The organism is Marinobacter sp. EVN1 (assembly GCF_000475375.1).
Classification (GTDB): Bacteria; Pseudomonadota; Gammaproteobacteria; order Pseudomonadales; family Oleiphilaceae; genus Marinobacter; species Marinobacter nauticus.
In genome coordinates this window covers 424,182-444,588 of the sequence record NZ_AXCB01000045.1, presented here as the reverse complement: position 1 = coordinate 444,588, position 20,407 = coordinate 424,182, and the positions used below count along the sequence as shown (strand labels likewise).

General features: G+C 57.8%; 16 protein-coding genes and 1 tRNA gene. 2 read left to right on the top strand and 15 right to left on the bottom strand.

Annotated features, from left to right (window positions below):
- Window positions 1-4: 4 nt before the first annotated feature.
- The 8 genes from nusA to ftsH all read right to left on the bottom strand — a co-directional run bounded on the left by nusA (window position 5) and on the right by ftsH (window position 7,881).
- A complete protein-coding gene (gene nusA, locus Q674_RS36770) occupies window positions 5-1,498 on the bottom strand; it encodes a transcription termination factor NusA (protein ID WP_011786761.1) in 1,494 nt (497 codons plus the stop codon).
- A 54-nt stretch (window positions 1,499-1,552) separates the two neighbouring features.
- Entirely contained in the window at window positions 1,553-2,014 is a 462-nt protein-coding gene (gene rimP, locus Q674_RS36765) for a ribosome maturation factor RimP (RefSeq protein ID WP_011786762.1), read from the bottom strand.
- Window positions 2,015-2,327: 313 nt separating this feature from the next.
- Window positions 2,328-2,412, bottom strand: a tRNA-Leu gene (locus tag Q674_RS36760).
- A gap of 8 nt (window positions 2,413-2,420) precedes the next feature.
- Window positions 2,421-2,804 carry a preprotein translocase subunit SecG gene (secG, locus tag Q674_RS36755; protein WP_023009676.1) on the bottom strand — a complete coding sequence of 128 codons (384 nt, stop codon included), beginning with the start codon at window positions 2,802-2,804 and terminating at the stop codon, window positions 2,421-2,423.
- 24 nt (window positions 2,805-2,828) lie between these two features.
- On the bottom strand, window positions 2,829-3,587 hold the full coding sequence (gene tpiA / locus Q674_RS36750; protein ID WP_031210357.1) for a triose-phosphate isomerase: 759 nt from the start codon (window positions 3,585-3,587) through the stop codon (window positions 2,829-2,831).
- Between the two features lie 79 nt (window positions 3,588-3,666).
- On the bottom strand, window positions 3,667-5,010 hold the full coding sequence (glmM, locus tag Q674_RS36745; protein ID WP_014422596.1) for a phosphoglucosamine mutase: 1,344 nt from the start codon (window positions 5,008-5,010) through the stop codon (window positions 3,667-3,669).
- Window positions 5,010-5,840, bottom strand: coding sequence for a dihydropteroate synthase (gene folP, locus Q674_RS36740; RefSeq protein WP_023009674.1), 831 nt, complete (start codon window positions 5,838-5,840; stop codon window positions 5,010-5,012). The genes glmM and folP overlap by 1 nt, the downstream gene beginning before the upstream one ends.
- A gap of 97 nt (window positions 5,841-5,937) precedes the next feature.
- On the bottom strand, window positions 5,938-7,881 hold the full coding sequence (gene ftsH / locus Q674_RS36735) for an ATP-dependent zinc metalloprotease FtsH (RefSeq protein WP_022991281.1): 1,944 nt from the start codon (window positions 7,879-7,881) through the stop codon (window positions 5,938-5,940).
- A 279-nt stretch (window positions 7,882-8,160) separates the two neighbouring features.
- Here ftsH and yhbY point away from each other — a divergent pair, with 279 nt between their 5' ends.
- On the top strand, window positions 8,161-8,469 hold the full coding sequence (gene yhbY, locus Q674_RS36730; protein ID WP_011786768.1) for a ribosome assembly RNA-binding protein YhbY: 309 nt from the start codon (window positions 8,161-8,163) through the stop codon (window positions 8,467-8,469).
- Between the two features lie 78 nt (window positions 8,470-8,547).
- Here the strand turns inward: yhbY and greA are convergent, their stop codons facing one another.
- The 7 genes from greA to grpE form a co-directional block, all read right to left on the bottom strand.
- Window positions 8,548-9,027, bottom strand: a complete 480-nt coding sequence (gene greA / locus Q674_RS36725) for a transcription elongation factor GreA (protein ID WP_011786769.1) — start codon at window positions 9,025-9,027, stop codon at window positions 8,548-8,550.
- A gap of 4 nt (window positions 9,028-9,031) precedes the next feature.
- Window positions 9,032-12,250 carry a carbamoyl-phosphate synthase large subunit gene (gene carB / locus Q674_RS36720; RefSeq protein WP_022991278.1) on the bottom strand — a complete coding sequence of 1,073 codons (3,219 nt, stop codon included), beginning with the start codon at window positions 12,248-12,250 and terminating at the stop codon, window positions 9,032-9,034.
- Window positions 12,251-12,332: 82 nt separating this feature from the next.
- Complete coding sequence (gene carA, locus Q674_RS36715; RefSeq protein WP_023009673.1) at window positions 12,333-13,463, bottom strand: glutamine-hydrolyzing carbamoyl-phosphate synthase small subunit; 1,131 nt, start codon at window positions 13,461-13,463, stop codon at window positions 12,333-12,335.
- A 345-nt stretch (window positions 13,464-13,808) separates the two neighbouring features.
- Window positions 13,809-14,612, bottom strand: coding sequence for a 4-hydroxy-tetrahydrodipicolinate reductase (gene dapB, locus Q674_RS36710; RefSeq protein WP_011786772.1), 804 nt, complete (start codon window positions 14,610-14,612; stop codon window positions 13,809-13,811).
- An 11-nt stretch (window positions 14,613-14,623) separates the two neighbouring features.
- Window positions 14,624-15,748 carry a molecular chaperone DnaJ gene (dnaJ, locus tag Q674_RS36705; RefSeq protein ID WP_011786773.1) on the bottom strand — a complete coding sequence of 375 codons (1,125 nt, stop codon included), beginning with the start codon at window positions 15,746-15,748 and terminating at the stop codon, window positions 14,624-14,626.
- Window positions 15,749-15,826: 78 nt separating this feature from the next.
- The gene (dnaK, locus tag Q674_RS36700; protein ID WP_023009672.1) at window positions 15,827-17,752 is read right to left on the bottom strand and encodes a molecular chaperone DnaK; all 1,926 of its coding nucleotides are present in this window, start codon (window positions 17,750-17,752) and stop codon (window positions 15,827-15,829) included.
- Between the two features lie 93 nt (window positions 17,753-17,845).
- Window positions 17,846-18,454 (bottom strand): nucleotide exchange factor GrpE, encoded by a 609-nt coding sequence (gene grpE / locus Q674_RS0120915; RefSeq protein ID WP_031210352.1) that lies wholly within the window; start codon window positions 18,452-18,454, stop codon window positions 17,846-17,848.
- A 260-nt stretch (window positions 18,455-18,714) separates the two neighbouring features.
- Here grpE and recN point away from each other — a divergent pair, with 260 nt between their 5' ends.
- The gene (recN, locus tag Q674_RS36695) at window positions 18,715-20,394 is read left to right on the top strand and encodes a DNA repair protein RecN (protein ID WP_023009670.1); all 1,680 of its coding nucleotides are present in this window, start codon (window positions 18,715-18,717) and stop codon (window positions 20,392-20,394) included.
- Window positions 20,395-20,407 lie beyond the last annotated feature (13 nt).

Sequence of the window (20,407 nt, the reverse complement as noted above, 5' to 3'; positions counted from 1 at the left end):
CGAATCAGGCCTGGTCTTCAAACCAGGGTGCGCGCGCAGTCATAATCAACTGACCAGCACGCTCTTCATCCATACCTTCAATTTCGAGCAGCTCATCAATCGACTGCTCCGCCAGATCTTCCATTGTGCGCACGCCCATGCCGGCAAGCTTGAATGCCAGCGCCCGGTCCATGCCGTCCATGTTCAGAAGATCGTCTTCGGGCTCAGCGCCCTCCAGGGCTTCTTCACTGGCCAGCGCCTGGTTCAGCAATACGTCTTTGGCACGACGGCGCAATTCAGTGACGGTTTCCTCGTCAAAGCCCTCAATCGCCAGCATTTCTTCCATCGGTACGTAGGCCACCTCTTCAATGGAGGTAAAGCCTTCCTCGATAAGAACACCGGCAAATTCTTCATCAACATCCAAGTGAGCGGTAAAGTGTTCAAGCAGGCGGTTGTATTCCTGCTCCTGGCGCTCACCGGCTTCTTCTTCCGTCATCACGTTCAGGGTCCAACCGGTCAGCTCGGTCGCCAGACGAACGTTCTGGCCGTTCCGGCCAATGGCCTGCGCCAGGTTATCTTCGGCAACGGCTACATCCATCGTGTGACGGTCTTCATCCATGACAATGGAGGCCACCTCAGCAGGCGCCATCGCGTTGATGACCAACTGGGCAGGGTTATCGTCGTAAAGCACGATATCCACACGCTCACCGCCCAGCTCATTAGACACTGCCTGTACGCGGGAGCCCCGCATACCAACACAAGCGCCAACCGGATCAATACGGCGGTCGTTAGTCTTCACCGCAATCTTGGCCCGGGAGCCCGGATCGCGAGCGGCACCGCGAATCTCGATCAGCTCCTCCGCAATCTCGGGAACCTCGATGCGGAAAAGCTCGATCAGCATTTGCGAATCGGTACGGCTCAGAATCAGCTGTGGTCCGCGATGATCGGTGCGAATCTCCAGCAGCAGAGCACGAACGCGATCGCCCATCCGGAAGGTTTCACGGGGAATCAGGTGCTCACGGGGAAGCAGAGCTTCTGCGTTGCCACCCAGATCCACAATCACATTGTCCCGGGTCACCTTCTTGACGGTACCGGACACCAGTTCACCGATACGATCGCGGTAGCTGTCGACAATCTTCATGCGCTCGGCTTCGCGCACTTTCTGGAAGATGATCTGCTTGGCCGCCTGGGCACCAATGCGCCCGAACGCCACAGACTCCACCTTCTCTTCGTACATATCACCCGGCTTCAGATTGGTGTCGATCTCTTCCGCTTCCTGCAGGGTCAGCTCAGTGCCCAACGCAGGAACGGCATCATTGTCGACCACCAGCCAGCGGCGGAAGGTTTCGTATTCTCCGGTGCGGCGATCAATGGCAACCCGGATATCCGCCTCTTCGTCTTCATAACGTTTCTTGGCAGCGGTAGCGAGTGCGAGTTCAATCGCCTCGAAAATCACATCCTTCTCGACACCTTTCTCGTTCGAGACGGATTCCACTACCAGCAAGATCTCTTTACTCATGGGATTGCCCTGCCCTCAAAATAAACGATACATCTATAGATTTATTCGAATGTGTCACTCGAAAACCGGCACGATGTTGGCTTTTTCGATACTGTCGAAGGGCAACAGGTATTCGTGGTCATCTACTACAACTACCACGTCGTCGCCCTCCACCCCTTTGATCAGGCCCAGGAATTTGCGCCGGCCCTCAAACGCCATACGCAGCTTGATCTGCACTTTATGACCAATAAATGCCTCGTACTGCTCCAGCCGGAACAGCGGCCGGTCCATACCGGGCGAAGACACTTCCAGCGTATATTCGGTCTGGATGGGGTCTTCCACATCCATCACCCCGCTGACCTGACGACTGACTTTCTCGCAGTCGTCGATCGCGATGCCGTTCTCGGCATCATCAATAAACACCCGAAGCTTGGAATGGTGTCCATGGGAGCGGAATTCAATTCCCCAGAACTCATAACCCAGACCCTCGACCACCGGGCGCAGGATGTCTTCCAGTTGTTTCAGTTTGGCTGACAAGTGTCGCCGCCTCCGTTTCCGAATTTTCAGGGTACAAAAACAAAAAAAGGGCTGTTAATCAGCCCTTTTATGCACCAGGGCCCTTTGCGCCAGGCCCCTTAATCAAAAAGCCCCTGAAACATGGGGCCTTTTGTTGCAAGAATTCGCAAAGCGCCAACCCTTTCAAGCGCTCTGCCGACAGACACCTGGCCTGCCTGGAAGCCTCGATGCTCGCAGGCTCCAATATCCGCGGGAGTATAGTGACGCCACGCGGACTGGTCAAGGACTGACCAAAAAAAACGGCCTGGGTTTGCCAAGCCGTCTTCTTTTAATATGGTGCCCGGGGCCGGACTCGAACCGGCACAGCTTTCGCTACCACCCCCTCAAGATGGCGTGTCTACCAGTTTCACCACCCGGGCATCATTCTTTACTCGAGTTCGGGGAGCGCGTCCCCACCCTCGGTTTCGCTGTTGGCTGCAGGCTCATCAGCAGAGGACGCCTGCTCAGCTTGCGCACCTGCCTGAGACGATTCCTGAACAACCGGAATACCTGCCTCGCCAGCCACTTCAGCGCGCTGCTTGGCAAAAATTGCCAGCGAAAAACTTGTCACAAAAAAGATAACCGCCATAAAAGTGGTCATCCGCGTCAGAAAGCTTCCGCTGCCCTGACTACCAAACACGGTCTGGGACGCACCACCACCGAAAGCCGCTCCGGCGTCTGCACCCTTGCCCTGCTGGATCAGAACCAGGCCCACCAGCGACACGGCGATCACGACGTGAACAACAACTACCAGTGTTTCCAACCAATCCATACAGACTCTCGTAAACGTGTCGGCTTAGACACCTGCCGGGAAAGACCGGCAAATGCTGATAAATTCTTCGGCCTTCAACGATGCACCACCGATGAGACCGCCATCAATATCCGGCTCTGCAAACAAAGCGGCCGCATTATCCGCTTTTACACTGCCGCCGTAAAGTACCGAAATCTCATTAGCCGGTGCATTCATACCATCCAGCACCTTGCGGATTTCCGAATGCATGGCCTGGGCATCGTCTGCTGTCGCGGTTTTTCCGGTTCCGATAGCCCAGACCGGCTCATACGCCACAACAACCCTGGACCACTGATCATCAGCCACAACTGACAACCCACTGCGAACCTGCTCGGCAACCACCGCTTCGGCTTGACCGGCTTCCCGCTCCGCGAGCGTTTCACCTACACACAGCACCGCAACCAAACCGCTCGACAGAACCTGCTCAACCTTGGCGGCTGCCACAGAATCCGTCTCACCAAACAACTGCCGGCGCTCGGAATGGCCCACCAGCACATAGCCACAACCCATATCGCGGGCCATTTCGGCGGAGATTTCTCCGGTATATGCGCCAGATTGCCACTGGGACACGTTCTGCGCACCGGTAATGATCCGCCCACCTCCCTGCTCGGCAACCTGGCCCAGATAGATCGCAGGAGGGATAATAACCACCTCCACATCTTTGCCAACATTACCGGACTGCTCGCAAACTGCGCCAACCAGCTGTTTCACCAGATCTTTCGACCCGTTCATTTTCCAGTTTCCGGCAACAATTCTGCGACGCATCTCTGTCCTCGACAGTCCCGAGCAAAAGGGAGGCGGAACTATACAGCAGTCACCCGCGGTACACAACCACCCTTCGAAATCAGGGTGTTGAACGCTCCACCACGAGGGCAAGCTCTTCCACCACCCGGGTAATATCGTCCGCGCTCTGACCCTCGGCCATCACTCTGATCAGCGGCTCGGTGCCGGATGCCCGCAGCAGAATGCGCCCGGCATCACCCAACGAAGCCTCTGCCCGCGCCATGGCCTCAACAATATCCGCCCTACCCAACGGATCAAACCGTTCGGCAACGCGTACGTTGATCATTTTCTGCGGCAGCTTGCTCATACCGGCCCGCAGTTCTCCCATAGTCTTGCCGGACTTCCGCACTGCCAGCAGTACCTGCAACGCAGAGACAATACCGTCACCCGTGGTGGTGCAATCCCGGATCACCATATGCCCGGAACCCTCGCCTCCAATCAGCCAGTTATTGGCCAACAGGCGCTCCATCACATAACGATCGCCAACCTTGGCCCGCTCGAACTCGACGCCGATTTCGCGCAGAGCCAACTCAACACCCAGGTTGGTCATTAACGTACCAACCACACCACCGTGCAGCCGTCCTTCTGCCTGGCGCTGGGAAGCCAGGATATACAACAGTTCGTCGCCATCCACTTCGGAACCATCACGATCCACCATCAACACCCGGTCGCCGTCACCGTCGAAGGCAATACCAAGATCAGCCTTTTTCTCGGCAACCGCCTGTTTCAGCGCGCCCAGATGGGTAGAGCCAACATTCAGGTTGATGTTCAAGCCATCTGGCTCGGCGCCAATCACCGTCACTTTCGCCCCCAGCTCACGGAACACTTTGGGCGCCACGTGGTAGGTAGCACCGTGAGCACAGTCAAGCACCAGGTGCATGCCGTCGAGAGTAAACTCGTTTGGCACAGTACTTTTGCAGAACTCCACATAGCGACCGGGCGCATCGTCTACCCGGCTCGCCTTGCCCAGCTCTTCCGGCTCACACACTTCGATAGGCTGGTCCAGCCAGCGCTCAATCTCGGCTTCCAGGGCGTCGTCCAGTTTGGTACCGGCAGAAGAAAAGAATTTGATGCCATTATCATGATGAGGGTTGTGGGAGGCACTGATGACAATTCCGGCAGATGCCCGGAAAGTTCGCGTGAGGTAGGCAATCGCCGGTGTCGGCATCGGCCCCAGCAACTTCACATCAACACCCGCCGCGGCCAGGCCAGCCTCCAGCGCCGATTCGAACATATAGCCGGACAACCGGGTATCCTTGCCGATCAGTACGCTGTTGCGCTGGCCCGCACGCTTGAATGCCTGCCCCGCAGCCCAACCCAGATGCAGCATGAACTCCGGCGTAATCGGACTGTCTCCGACCCGGCCACGAATGCCATCGGTACCAAAGTATTTGCGCTGGGTCATCAGATTGCCTCCTTCACTGCCGTCACGATCCTGACGGCGTCCACAGTTTCCCTAACGTCGTGCACCCTGAGGATGCTCGCCCCTTTCATGGCCAATATTGTCGCGGCAGCGAGGCTGGCCGGCAACCTTTCATTCACATCGCGACCCGTGACCGCTCCCAGCATGGACTTTCGCGAGACCCCGACAAGTAACGGGTGTCCGAGAATATGCAACTGCTCAAGGGTAGCGAGCAGCTGATAGTTGTGCTCCACGCTCTTGCCGAAGCCAAAGCCGGGATCAAGAATAATGTTATCGGCACGAACACCGGCCTGCTCCGCCACCCGCATACGCTCCGTCAGAAAAGAGCTGACGTCCCGCCGCACATTCCGGTAGCGGGGATCGTCCTGCATGGTATCCGGCTCACCCTGAATATGCATGATGCACACTGGAATACCTGCTTTTGCAGCCACTTCCGGCGCACCCTCGCGCTGCAGGGCACGAACATCGTTGATCAGTCCCGCACCAAGCCGGGCAGTTTCAGCCATCACCACAGGATTGCTGGTATCCACCGAAATCACGGCATCCAGCTCTTTGGCAATGGCTTCGACCACCGGGCATACGCGGTCAAGCTCTTCCTGGGTCGAGACTTCGCTTGCGCCGGGGCGAGTCGACTCACCTCCAACATCAATAAAAGAAGCGCCGTCACTGACCATCTGCCTGGCCCGCACAAGCGCAGACTCCCTGGAATTAAAGCGTCCGCCATCGGAAAACGAATCGGGGGTGACATTCAGAATACCCATCAAGTGGCAACGAGACAGATCCAGTTCGCGACCGGCAAAGTTCATTTTCATAACGCAGCTTCCACAGGCAGAGTTTTCGGAGAGACAAAAACAAACGCCGCCCGGGGGCCCGGGCGGCGCATTCAGTTACTCAGGCTTTGACGGCGAGTCAGTGCTCGCCGGCAGGACGCCCTACGCCGGGCTGCCGGCCATCGTCGGAGCTTCTGGGCTCCGGCGCCTGCTCAGGCTCTTCAGCCTTAACGCCTCCGGCGGGACCACTGTCACCCCAGTTTTTGGGCGGACGAGGCTCCTTGCCAGCCATGATGTCATCAATCTGATAACGATCAATGGTTTCGTACTTCATCAGCGCTTCGGCCATCATGTCCAGCTTGTCCCGGTTATCAATCAGGATCTGCTTGGCCTTCTCGTAGCACTCATCAATGATATTGCGAACTTCCTCATCAATCCGCTGGGCAGTCTCTGGCGAGTACACCGTGTGCGCCTGCCCCGCAGAACGACCAAGGAAGGGTTCCTCACTGTCTGTGTCATACTGGAGAGGACCGAGTTTCTCGGACAGCCCCCAGCGGGTCACCATATTCCGGGCCAGGCTTGTCGCCCGCTCGATGTCGTTGGACGCACCAGTGGTGACACCATCAAAGCCCAGGGTCAGCTCTTCGGCGATACGGCCACCAAACAGACTACAGATCGAGCTGGTCAGATAGCGCTTGGAGTGGCTGTACTTGTCCTCTTCCGGGAGGAACATGGTCACGCCCAGGGCGCGGCCACGAGGAATAATACTCACTTTATAGACCGGGTCATGCTCAGGCATCAGACGGCCCACAATCGCGTGCCCCGACTCGTGGTAAGCCGTATTCCGCTTTTCCTTTTCGCTCATCACCATGGACTTGCGCTCGGCGCCCATCATGATCTTGTCCTTGGCCAGCTCCAACTCTTCCATGGAGACCAGGCGCTGATTACGACGGGCCGCAAACAGCGCAGCTTCGTTGACCAGGTTGGCAAGATCGGCACCGGAGAAGCCCGGCGTGCCCCGCGCAATCACCGCAGGATCAATACCGTCGGCCAGCGGCACTTTTTTCATGTGCACTTTCAGAATCTGCTCACGGCCAATGATGTCTGGCAGGCTCACCACCACCTGGCGATCAAACCGGCCAGGGCGCAACAGCGCCGGGTCCAGCACGTCCGGACGGTTGGTGGCGGCAATAACGATAACGCCTTCATTGCCTTCGAAGCCGTCCATTTCCACCAGCAACTGGTTGAGGGTCTGCTCACGTTCGTCGTGACCACCGCCCATACCAGCACCGCGGTGACGGCCAACCGCATCGATCTCATCGATGAAAATAATGCAGGGGCTCTGTTTTTTCGCCTGCTCGAACATGTCGCGAACACGGGAGGCACCCACGCCCACAAACATTTCTACAAAGTCGGAGCCGGAGATAGAGAAGAACGGCACCTTGGCCTCGCCCGCGATGGCCTTGGCAAGCAGGGTTTTACCGGTACCGGGAGGGCCCACCATCAATACGCCCTTCGGGATGCGACCACCAAGACGCTGGAACTTGCTGGGATCCCGAAGGAAATCCACCAGCTCTTTCACGTCTTCCTTGGCTTCGTCGACACCCGCGACATCGGAAAATGTGGTTTTGATCTGGTCTTCACTCATCAGGCGCGCTTTGCTCTTGCCGAACGACATGGGGCCTTTGCCGCCACCGCCGCCCTGCATCTGGCGCATGAAGAACACGAACAATGCGATGATGATCAGAATCGGGAACGCGGCTACCAGCAGCTGCGTCCACAGGCTCTGGCGCTCGGGCTCCTTGCCGATCACTTCGACGTTGTTGGCGAGCAGGTCATCCATCAGCTTGTTGTCAGACACCTGCGGCCGGATGCTCTGGAACTGGGAGCCGTCGTTGCGGACACCCTGCACCTGCAGACCATCAATGGTCACCTGCCGTACCTGGCCCTGCTGGACCATCTCGACAAACTGGGAATAGTTAACTTGTTGGCCAGTGGTGGTGGGAGAGAAATTCTGAAACACCATCAGCAGCACGGCGGCTATGATTAGCCAGAGAACCAGATTTTTTGCCATATCGTTCAAGGATCATCACCTGTGAATTGCAGGATCAGCGCCTGAAGGCCGCCAACCCTTTTCCGACACCTTACACCAATTGTACGCCGGTAAACCAGAAACGGCCCATCCGGAACCGATCGCGATACTACCTATATGGGACGCCATGACCGGAATTACAACACCCTCTGTAAGTGAATACGGCCATTTGTCATGAGTCGCTATCTGTTACAATCGCTGAATTATACGTGGTTGCCAGCGGATTCACCGCTGACCTTTTGTTAATTGCACCTATTAAGAGATTACATCATGAGTCTGTCACCGGAACAGCGCCGGGAATACCGGGCTATTGCCCACAACCTGAAGCCCGTCATCATCGTTGGCGACAAAGGCCTGTCTGAAGGGCTGCAGGACGAACTGGACCGTGCCCTGAACGACCATGAGCTGATCAAGATCAAAGTCGCCAGCCAGGATCGCGAAGTCCGCCAGGAAGCCATTCAGGCTCTGTGCGAAAGCTCCGGCGCCGAACTGGTCCAGACGATCGGTAAAATCGCCGTCATTCTGCGTCGTGCGAAGAAACCGAACCCCAAGCTGTCGAATCTGCTGCGCAACAAATAAGCGTAAGCTGAGACGCGAAAAAGCCGGCCTGGTTCCCCAGAGCCGGCTTTTTCTTTACGCCCGATCAGCACAACCGAGTCAGATATATTCCACTTCGGAAATCTCGTACTCCACGGTACCGGAGGGGATACGGATAGCCACCACATCACCTTCGTTCTTACCAATCAGTGCGCGGGCGATCGGCGAGGACACCGACAGCTTGCCAGCCTTGATGTCCGCCTCATCTTCACCCACGATCTGGTAGGTAACCTCTTCGTCGGTTTCCATGTTGACCAGATGCACGGTGGTACCAAAGATCACCTTGCCGGTGTTCTCCATGGTGGTCACATCAATCACCTGGGCCACGGAAAGCTTGCCTTCGATTTCCTGGATGCGACCTTCGATAAAGCTCTGCTGCTCCCGGGCCGCATGGTACTCAGCATTTTCCTTCAGATCACCGTGCTCACGGGCATCGGCAATGGCCGCAATCACCCGCGGCCGATCCTCGGACTTCAGCTTTTTCAGCTCCTCACGCAGACGGGCTTCGCCCGTCTTGGTCATCGGTACTCTGTCAGCCATAGCCTTACTTTCCTGCGTGTAGTTCCTGGAGGCGACGAACGGTGCGCTCCGGGCCAAATTTGATGGCCCGGCAGAAAGCTTCGCCACCCGCCAGTGTGGTTGTGTAGGTTACTTTGGTCTGCAAGGCAGACTGGCGAATCTGCGCCGAGTCAGAAATCGCCTTGCGACCTTCCGTGGTATTGATAATCAGCTGAACCTGACCATTCTTGATGGCATCCACAATGTGCGGGCGACCCTCGCGAACCTTGTTCACCCTTTCAACGGCAATGCCTTCGGCCTCCAGCGCTTTGGCGGTGCCGGTGGTGGCAATAATCCTGAAGCCAGCATCCACCAGGTCGCGGGCGACACTGGCCGCACCCGGCTTGTCGACATCGCGCACCGACATGAAGGCCACGCCCTGGGCCGGCAAGCGCTCGCCCACGGCCAGAGCGGCCTTGGCAAAGGCTTCATCAAAGCTGTCGCCCAGGCCCATCACCTCACCGGTGGATTTCATTTCCGGCCCGAGGATCGGGTCCACGGCCGGGAACTTGTTGAACGGGAACACGGACTCTTTAACGGCGTAGTAGGTCGGCACGATTTCCTGAGTAAAGTTCAGTTCTTTCAGGCTCTTGCCGGACATCACCCGGGCCGCAACCGCGGCCAGAGACACCCCGATAGCCTTGGACACAAACGGCACGGTCCGTGAGGCACGCGGGTTCACTTCGATCACGTAGATCTCACCATCCTGATAGGCCAGCTGCACGTTCATCAGGCCGATAACATCCAGCTCGATGGCCATTTTCTTCACGGCCTCGCGCATCTCGTCCTGCACCTGCTTGCTCAGGCTGTAGGGCGGCAGGGAGCAGGCGGAATCACCAGAGTGAACACCAGCCTGCTCAATGTGCTGCATGATACCGCCGATCACAACATCAGTGCCGTCACTGATCGCATCAATATCGACCTCGATGGCAGCATTCAGGAAGTGATCAAGCAGAACCGGACTGTCATTGGAGACCAGCACCGCGTTACGCATGTAGCGCACCAGTTCGGTTTCGTCATAGACGATCTCCATGGCCCGGCCACCCAGCACGTACGACGGGCGCACCACCAGCGGGTAGCCAATCTCGCGGGCAGCCACGATGCCTTCCTCGTGGCTGCGCACAGTGGCGTTTTCCGGCTGCTTCAGACCCAGGCGCTGGATCATCTGCTGGAAGCGCTCGCGGTCTTCGGCGCGGTCAATGGCGTCCGGACTGGTGCCGATAATGGGCACACCGGCGGCTTCCAGGCCACGCGCAAGCTTCAGCGGAGTCTGACCGCCGTACTGGACGATTACGCCCTTGGGCTTCTCGACGTTGATGATTTCCAGCACGTCTTCCAGGGTGATCGGCTCAAAATACAACCGGTCGGAGGTGTCGTAATCAGTCGACACGGTCTCCGGGTTGCAGTTGATCATGATGGTCTCGTAGCCATCCTCACGCATGGCCAGAGCCGCGTGCACACAGCAGTAGTCGAATTCGATGCCCTGACCGATCCTGTTGGGGCCACCGCCGATGACCACAATTTTCTCACGGTCTGATGGCTCCGCCTCGCACTCTTCCTCGTAAGTGGAGTACATATAGGCAGTGTCGGAGGCAAATTCAGCCGCACAGGTATCCACGCGCTTGTACACCGGGCGGATGCCCAGGTCGTGGCGCAGCTTGCGCAGGCTGACTTCGGAAATGCCCAGCAGTTTGGCCAGGCGGGCATCGGAGAAGCCCTTGCGCTTGAGGCGGAACAGGGTGGCCTTGTCGATATCGGCCTTACCGGCCGACTTGAGGGCCTGTTCTTCGCGCACGATGTCCTCGATCTGCACCAGGTACCAAGGGTCTACCTTGGTGTGGCGGAACACTTCGTCCACGGTCATGCCGGCGCGGAACGCATCGCCGATGTACCAGATACGCTCGGCACCAGGCACGTTCAGCTCCCGGGTCAGGGTTTCGCGGCTGTTCTCGGAGTCCAGATCTTCCAGCTTTTCATCGAAGCCTTCGGAACCCACTTCCAGGCCACGCAATGCCTTTTGCACCGATTCCTGGAAGGTCCGACCAATGGCCATAACCTCACCGACAGATTTCATCTGAGTGGTCAGGCGGGCGTCGGCCTGGGGGAATTTTTCGAAGGTAAACCGGGGAATCTTGGTAACCACGTAATCAATGGACGGCTCGAACGAGGCCGGGGTGACGCCGCCGGTGATTTCATTCTGCAGTTCATCCAGGGTGTAACCCACCGCCAGCTTGGCCGCCACCTTGGCGATCGGGAAGCCGGTGGCCTTGGACGCCAGTGCGGATGAACGCGACACCCGGGGGTTCATCTCGATCACCACCATGCGGCCGGTGTCCGGATTAATGCCGAACTGCACGTTGGAACCGCCGGTTTCCACACCAATCTCACGCAGCACCGCCAGGGAGGCGTTCCGCATGATCTGGTATTCCTTGTCGGTGAGGGTCTGGGCCGGGGCCACCGTAATGGAATCACCGGTGTGCACGCCCATGGCGTCGAAGTTCTCGATGGCGCAGACGATGATGCAGTTGTCGTTCTTGTCGCGAACAACTTCCATCTCGTACTCTTTCCAGCCGATCAGGGATTCGTCGATCAACAGCTCGTTGGTCGGCGACAGGTCCAGGCCACGAGTACAGATTTCCTCGAACTCGTCCTTGTTGTAGGCGATACCGCCGCCGGAACCACCCATGGTGAACGATGGACGGATGATGCACGGGAAGCCGATGTCTTCGGAGATCTTCCAGGCTTCGTCCATGGAATGAGCGATGGCCGCACGCGGGCACTCCAGACCGATTTTCTTCATGGCCTTGTCGAAGCGGTCACGGTCTTCGGCTTTGTCGATAGTGTCGGCGTTGGCGCCGATCATTTCAACGCCATGCTTCTCCAGCACGCCGTGCTTTTCCAGGTCCAGCGCACAGTTCAGTGCGGTCTGGCCACCCATGGTGGGCAGCAGGGCGTCCGGCTGTTCCTTTTCGATGATCTTTTCGACCGTCTTCCAGGTGATCGGCTCAATGTAGGTGGCATCGGCCATGGCCGGGTCAGTCATGATGGTGGCCGGGTTGGAGTTCACCAGGATAACCCGGTAGCCCTCTTCGCGCAGCGCCTTACAGGCCTGGGCTCCGGAGTAGTCGAATTCGCACGCCTGCCCGATCACGATGGGGCCGGCGCCCAGGATCAGGATGCTTTTAATGTCGGTACGTTTTGGCATGTCTTGGTAAACCTGTCAGCAACTTTTGAATTCTTGCAGCGCGGTATTCAGCGCCGGTGAGCTATCGTTGATGGCCTTGCCCTCAGGCAGATCGCGCTTCCATCAGCTGGATAAACTCGTCAAACAGCGGAGCCACATCATGGGGCCCCGGACTGGCTTCCGGGTGACCCTGGAAGCTGTAGGCCGGCTTATCGGTGCGGCGAATGCCCTGCAGAGTGCCGTCAAACAGCGATTTGTGAGTCGCTTCCACATTGGCGGGCAGGGTTGTTTCATCCACAGCAAAGCCGTGGTTCTGACTGGTAATCATTACAGTGCCTTTGGCAATGTCCTGCACCGGATGGTTGGCACCGTGGTGGCCGTGGCCCATTTTCATGGTTTTTGCACCACTGGCCAGGGCCAGTAGCTGGTGGCCCAGGCAGATGCCGAATACCGGAATCTCGGTTTCCAGCACTTCCTGAATGGCCTTGATAGCATAGTCGCAGGGCTCGGGGTCGCCCGGGCCGTTGGACAGGAAGATGCCATCGGGGTTCATCGCCAGTACATCAGAGGCCGGGGTTTGCGCAGGCACGACGGTGATCTCGCAACCGCGGGCCGCGAGCATCCGCAGAATGTTGTATTTTACGCCGTAATCCCAGGCAACAACCTTGAACTTCGGAGCAGACTGTTCACCGTAGCCACCGGTGATGTCCCACTCGGTCTGGCTCCACTGATAGGTTTTCTCGCTGGTCACTTCCTTGGCCAGGTCCATACCCTTCAGGCCCGGGAAGGCCTTGGCCAGTTCCAGTGCACGCTCGGCGGTGGCATTCTCGCCGGCGACGATGGCGCCGTTCTGGGAACCTTTGTCGCGCAGGATACGGGTCAGGCGGCGGGTGTCGATGTCCGCAATGCCAACAATGTTGTTGCTTCGCAGGTAGTCATCCAGGCTCTGCTGGTTGCGCCAGCTGCTGGCGATCAGCGGCAGGTCACGAATGATCAGGCCAGCGGCCTGGATGCGGTCGGATTCTACGTCTTCGTCGTTCACACCGGTGTTGCCGATGTGCGGATACGTCAGGGTAACGATCTGGCGGGAGTAGGACGGGTCGGTCAGGATTTCCTGGTAGCCGGTCATGGCAGTGTTGAATACTACCTCGCCGCTGGTTTCTCCGTCTGCGCCGATGGCGGTGCCGTAGAAGAGGCTTCCGTCTGCGAGTGCAAGGATTGCTGGTGTGCTCAAGGCTTGTATCCTCATCGAGTGGCGTAAGTTCGTCACGAACAGGAACGCAAGCGCATAATCTCAGGTTGCAAAAAAGCGAGACAAGGTAAAAACCCGGTCCCGCTTTTATAAACTTTTCAAAGGTACGCTTGGTGCAGTCAAATCGCCTTATTGTAAGCGATTTTGGCGGTTTTTGTCCACGCCGAATTGCTCCCGGCCTGACGCAAACTCCGGCCACGGGAGCAGGGCACCTTCCCGAAAACCGCTACGAGCACTTCCATGTGCGCTTCTCTCCGGCCATCCATGGCCTCCGACATTTTCGGGAAGGTGCCCTGCTCCCGCAGCCTCTGAGCATGCTATTCAATCTCAGTTTTTCAGGCTCAAAACGTCCTGCATGTCATAAAGACCAGCCGCCTTACCCTCAAGCCACAACGCCGCCCGCATGGCACCTTTTGCGAAAGTCATCCGACTGCTCGCCTTGTGGGTAATTTCGATGCGCTCACCCTCCGTTGCAAACAGTACCGTGTGATCGCCCACCACATCGCCGGCACGGATGGTTTCGAAGCCGATTTCCTTGCGGGTGCGTTCGCCGGTGAAGCCTTCGCGGCCATAGACCGCACACTCTTTCAGGTCGCGGCCGAGGGCATCAGCCACCACTTCGCCCATGCGCAGGGCAGTACCTGAGGGAGCGTCTTTTTTGTGGCGGTGGTGGGCTTCGATGATTTCCACGTCGTAGTCATCACCCAGGGTTGCGGCGGCGGTGCGCAGCAGGTTGAGGACGACGTTGACGCCCACGCTCATGTTGGGCGCAAAGACGACTGGAGCATTTTCAGCCGCCAGGGCCAGTTGCTCTTTTTCGGCGTCGGTCATGCCGGTGGTGCCGATCACCAGCATTTTGCCGTTGGCGCTGCAAAACTTCGCGTTTTCCAGGGTCAGGTCCGGGAAGGTGAAGTCCACCAGTACGTCGAAGTCGTCTTTGACGTCGTCCAGGCTGGCGGCCATTTTTACGCCGGTTTTGCCGATGCCGGTCATTTCACCGGCGTCGGCGCCAATCAGACTGCTGCCCGGCTCGACGATGGCAGCGCCGAGCTCAAGGCCTTCGGTACCGTCGACCGCTTCGATCAGCACTTTACCCATGCGCCCGGCGGCGCCGATGATCGCTACCCTCATCTGCTCTACCCTCAGAATTTCATTTCGTCGAAGAAGTTTTTCACACCCTCAAACCATGAGGTTTTCTTGGGGGCATGATGAGTTCCGTTGTTACCATCCAGGGTTTGCTGGAATTCTTCCAGCAGCTCCTTCTGGCGCTTGGTGAGATTCACCGGCGTTTCCACAATCACCCGGCACAACAAATCACCAGCCGGGCCACCGCGGACCGGGCTGACGCCTTTGTTACGCAGACGGAACAGTTTGCCAGTCTGGGTCTCAGGCGGAATCTTGAGCTTTACCCGACCATCCAGCGTTGGCACTTCCAGCTCGCCACCCAGGGTGGCGTCGACGATGCTGATGGGCACTTCGCAGTAAAGATTGCGACCGTCACGGGTGAAAATGGAATGCTCACGAACGGCGACCTGTACGTAAAGGTCTCCAGGAGGCCCTCCGTCTACACCCATCTCACCTTCGCCGGACAGGCGAATACGGTCGCCAGTATCAACACCTGGCGGCACCTTGACGGAGAGGGTTTTCTCCTGGCGCACCCGACCCTGGCCATGACAGCTCTTACACGGGTTCTTGATGATCTGGCCGGAGCCGCGACAGGTAGGACAGGCTTGCTGTACGGTGAAGAAGCCTTGCTGCATCCGTACCTGCCCCATGCCCTGACAGGTGCCGCAAGTTTCCGGGCGGGAGCCTTTTTCGGCGCCACTACCATCACAGGCTTCACATTCTTTATGGCCAGGGATGTTGATCTTGACGGTTTTGCCTTTAACGGCCTCTTCCAGATCCAGCTCCAGGGTGTAGCGCAGATCTGCACCGCGGGTGGTGCGGCCACGGCCTCCGCCACCAAAAATATCGCCGAACACATCACCAAAGATGTCAGAGAAGCTGGCGCCACCACCGCCAAAGCCGCCGCCGGCCTGACCGTCTACGCCGGCATGACCAAACTGGTCGTAGGCGGCGCGCTTACTGGAGTCCGCCAGGATTTCGTAGGCTTCGCTGGCCTCTTTGAATTTGGTCTCGGCATCCTTGTCATCCGGGTTACGGTCCGGGTGGTACTTCATGGCGAGCTTTCGATACGCCCGCTTAATTTCCTTTTCGTCCGCATCCCGGGAGATCCCGAGTACTTCGTAATAATCGCGCTTGGCCATGCTTCAAAACCCTGTTTTTATAACGAGGAAAACGCGAGCCCGGCCCGCGTTTCCCCAACTACTTGATGTACTTCGGAATTACTTCTTGTCGTCGTCTTTGACTTCCTCGAACTCGGCATCGACGGCGTCGTCAGCACTCTTTGCCTGACCTTCTTCCTGGCCACCGGCCTGCTGAGCCTGGTCGGCCTGATCCGCGTACATCTTCTGGGCCAGCTCAGAGGACACTTCGGTCAGCTTCTGAGTCTTGGCTTCGATCGCTTCCTTGTCAGAACCCTCGAGGGCCTCTTCCAGATCCTTGATGGCGGCCTCGATGGACTCCTTCTCGCTGTCGGAGACCTTGTCGCCGGCCTCACTCAGGGTCTTGCGCACGGCGTGTACCATGGCATCACCCTGGTTACGGGCCTGGACAAGCTCTTCGAACTTGCGGTCTTCCTCGGCGTTGGCCTCGGCGTCGCGCACCATCTTCTCGATTTCCTCATCGCTCAAGCCAGAAGAGGCCTTGATCACGATGGACTGCTCTTTACCGGTCGCCTTGTCTTTGGCAGACACGTTCAGGATACCGTTGGCATCAATATCGAAGGTTACTTCGATCTGCGGCACGCCGCGCGGTGCCGGCGGAATGTCGGTCAGATCGAAACGACCCAGAGACTTGTTCTGTGCCGCCTGCTTACGCTCACCCTGAACCACGTGAATGGTCACTGCAGTCTGGTTGTCATCCGCTGTAGAGAAGATCTGCGATTTCTTGGTCGGAATCGTGGTGTTCTTCTCGATCAGCGGAGTGGCCACGCCACCCATGGTTTCGATACCCAGGGTCAGCGGGGTTACGTCCAGCAGCAGCACGTCTTTCACGTCGCCAGACAGTACCGCGCCCTGAATCGCAGCACCCATGGCTACGGCCTCGTCCGGGTTCACGTCTTTACGCGGCTCTTTGCCGAAGAACTCTTTTACTTTCTCTTGCACCAGCGGCATACGGGTCTGACCACCGACCAGAATAACCTCGTCGATTTCACTAGCCTTCATGCCCGCATCCTGAAGAGCCACCTTACAGGGCTCCAGACTGCGCTGAACCAGGTCTTCCACCAGCGACTCCAGCTTGGCACGGGTCAGCTTCACGTTCATGTGCTTGGGACCAGACGCATCTGCAGTGATGTACGGCAGGTTTACGTCGGTCTGCTGGCTGCTGGAGAGCTCGATCTTGGCCTTCTCGGCCGCCTCTTTCAGACGCTGCATGGCCAGAGAGTCGCCGCGAAGATCGATGCCGCTGTCTTTCTTGAACTGGTCGGCCAGATATTCAATCACTTTCAGGTCGAAGTCTTCACCGCCCAGGAAAGTGTCACCATTAGTGGCCAGTACTTCGAACTGGTGCTCGCCGTCTACGTCCGCAATTTCGATGATGGACAGGTCGAAGGTACCACCACCCAGATCGTATACAGCAACTGTGCGGTCACCGCCCTTCTTGTCCAGACCATAGGCCAGGGCAGCCGCGGTCGGCTCGTTGATGATCCGCTTCACTTCCAGACCGGCGATCTTGCCGGCATCCTTGGTGGCCTGGCGCTGGGAGTCGTTGAAGTAAGCCGGCACGGTGATAACCGCTTCGGTCACTTTCTCGCCCAGATAGTCTTCAGCCGTCTTCTTCATCTTCTTGAGGACTTCGGCAGAAACCTGCGGCGGGGCCATCTTCTTGCCTTTCACTTCTACCCAGGCATCACCGTTGTCGGCCTTGACAATCTTGTACGGCACCATTTTGATGTCTTTCTGGACCACGTCGTCTTCAAAGCGACGGCCGATCAGGCGCTTGATGGCGTACAGGGTATTGGCCGGGTTGGTTACGGCCTGGCGCTTGGCGGACTGGCCTACCAGCGTTTCGTTGTCGTCGGTGTAGGCAATGATGGACGGGGTGGTGCGATCACCCTCGGCGTTTTCGATTACCTTTACTTTGTCGCCATCCATGACGGCTACACAAGAGTTGGTGGTTCCTAAGTCGATACCAATAATTTTGCTCATCGAATCACTCCAAATCTTTCTGAATGCTGTTCCGGAGAATGCCTACCCCGGCCTTTGCTGTTTAATCGCTATATTGGCGCTCTGCTCGACTTTTCAAGCCTGCTCGTCGATTTTTGGCGCATCTTCTGCCTTGGCCACTACGACCATGGCCGGACGAACCACCCGGCCATTAAGCAGATAACCTTTCTGCACAACCGCAACCACGCTGTTAGGCTCGGCATCCGGCGCCGGCACCATGGACATGGCTTCGTGCTGCTGCGGATCGAACGGCTCACCCACCGGGTTGAGTTGTTCAACGTTGAATTTCTTCAGGCTGTTCATGAACAGCGTCAGGGTCATTTCCACACCTTCGCGAATGGACCCAACCAGCTCGCCTGCGTTTTCGTGACCCTCGGTGCTTTCGACCGCCTTCTCCAGACTGTCGGCCACAGGCAACAGCTCTTTCACAAACTTCTCGAGCGCAAACTTGTGAGCTTTTTCCACATCAATCTCGGCCCGGCGACGGACATTCTGCATCTCCGCCTGTGCCCGCAAGGCCTGCTCCTGGTACTCCTGCAGTTTCTGCTGCAGCACATCCAGCTCGGAGCCCTGCTCCGGTGACTGCTCGGCATCCTGGTTACCTGCAGCCTGCTCTTTCGCCGCAGCTTCTGCTGCCTCGTTGCGTTCTTCTACCTGTTCGTTGCGCTTTTCGTCAGCACTCATGACAACTCCTGATAACGTTTTCACGGCCACGGAGGCCTGCAGAAATAACCACTCCCGCTTGTGCAGAAAGCAGGAAAGAATCGCTTTGCGAACCGATATGGGGCCCGCTTCCCGGGTTTCAACCGTCACCCACGCAATCTTTGATGTTTTCATCATTTCCTGTTTGCAAACCGGAAAAACCCTGTATATATTCACAGCAACTGTATAAACGAACAGTGGCCAGAGTTATTACTTGCTCAAGAACGAGCGGAGGTTGCGGCATGCTCACACAACTCACGGTATCGAACTACGCCATTGCAGAAAGGGTTGAACTCCAGTTCAACCGCGGTATGACAGCCCTGACTGGGGAAACCGGCGCCGGCAAGTCGATTGTGCTTGATGCCCTTGGCCTGGCCATGGGAGGCCGGGCCGATGCCGGCGCTGTTCGCCATGGCGCCAAGCGTGCCGACATTACCGCCAGCTTCGATATATCCCGCATCCCCGAAGCCCGGTTCTGGCTGGACAGCCATGAGCTGGACGACAAGGACGATTGCATCCTGCGCCGGACCATCAGCAAGGACGGCCGCTCCAAGGCATTCATTAATGGCCAGCCCTGCCCGCTGTCACAATTGAAAGAACTGGGCGGCCTGCTGATGGATATCCACAGTCAGCACCAGCATCAATCCCTGCTGCGTAAGGAAACCCACCGAAAGCTGCTGGACGAGTTCGCCGGCGCGGAAAGCCTGGCCGACGAAACCCGATCTGCATGGAAAGCCTGGCACCAGACGCGTCAGAAACTACAGCAACGCCAGCACAATGCTGATGAGGCCGAGGCCCGTTTACAGCTGCTGCGCTATCAGGTGGAAGAGCTGGACAGGTTGGCGCTGGGCGAGGACGAACAGACAACCCTGGAAGCCGAACAGGCACAGCTCAGCCAGGCCGACGCCGTACTTCACAGCAGCCACCAGGCCGCCCTACTATGCACTGAAGATGAGGTTTCAGCCGCAGATCTGGTGCGCCAGGCACTGCACCAACTGGAGCAACTGCCGGTTGATGTGCCGGCACTGACCGACACCATCCAGATGCTGAACGAAGCACAGATTCAGATTTCAGAAGCCGGCGACAACCTGCGCCGCTTCGTAGACGACTACGAAGCCGACCCGGTCCGACTGAACGAAGTGGAAGAACGGCTCAGCGCCATTTATCAGATGGCGCGCAAACACCGGATCACCCCGGAGGAGTTACCGGAATTGCATCAACGCCTGAGCCAGGAGCTGGCCGAACTGGATGGCGGCGAAGGCAGCCTGGAACAGCTTCAGGCCGAGCTGGAAAACCAGCGGGCAAGGTTCGACGCCCTGGCCACCAAGCTGACAGAAACACGCCATAATGCCGCCATGGAGCTCGACCAGCGAATCGCCCGGGAGTTGGCACAATTGGGCATGCCATCGGTGCAGTTTGTCAGCCACCTGAGCCGGAACAGTGATGACGAGCCCGCGCCTCACGGCATGGAAGAGGTGGAATTCCTGGTGAGTGCCAACCCGGGCCAACCCGCCCGATCGTTGGCCAAGGTGGCTTCCGGCGGTGAACTTTCCCGCATAAGCCTGGCCATTCAGGTGGTTGTGGCACAAACCTCCACCACACCAACTTTGGTGTTCGACGAAGTGGATGTTGGCATCGGTGGCGGTACCGCTGAGGTCGTCGGCCGCCTGCTGAGATCACTGGGCGAGAACGGCCAGGTACTGTGCGTCACGCATCTGCCGCAGGTCGCGGCCCAATGCCACCAGCATTTGTTCGTCAGCAAGTTTACGGAGAAAGACGCGACCTATTCACGCATAGAGCCGCTGGATGATCAGGGTCGGATCAGCGAAGTCGCAAGAATGCTTGGCGGAGTGGACATGACAGAACAGACCATAGCCCATGCCCGGGAGATGTTTGTAAAGGGCCAGGCAACCCATCACTAATCCCCCTCTCGTT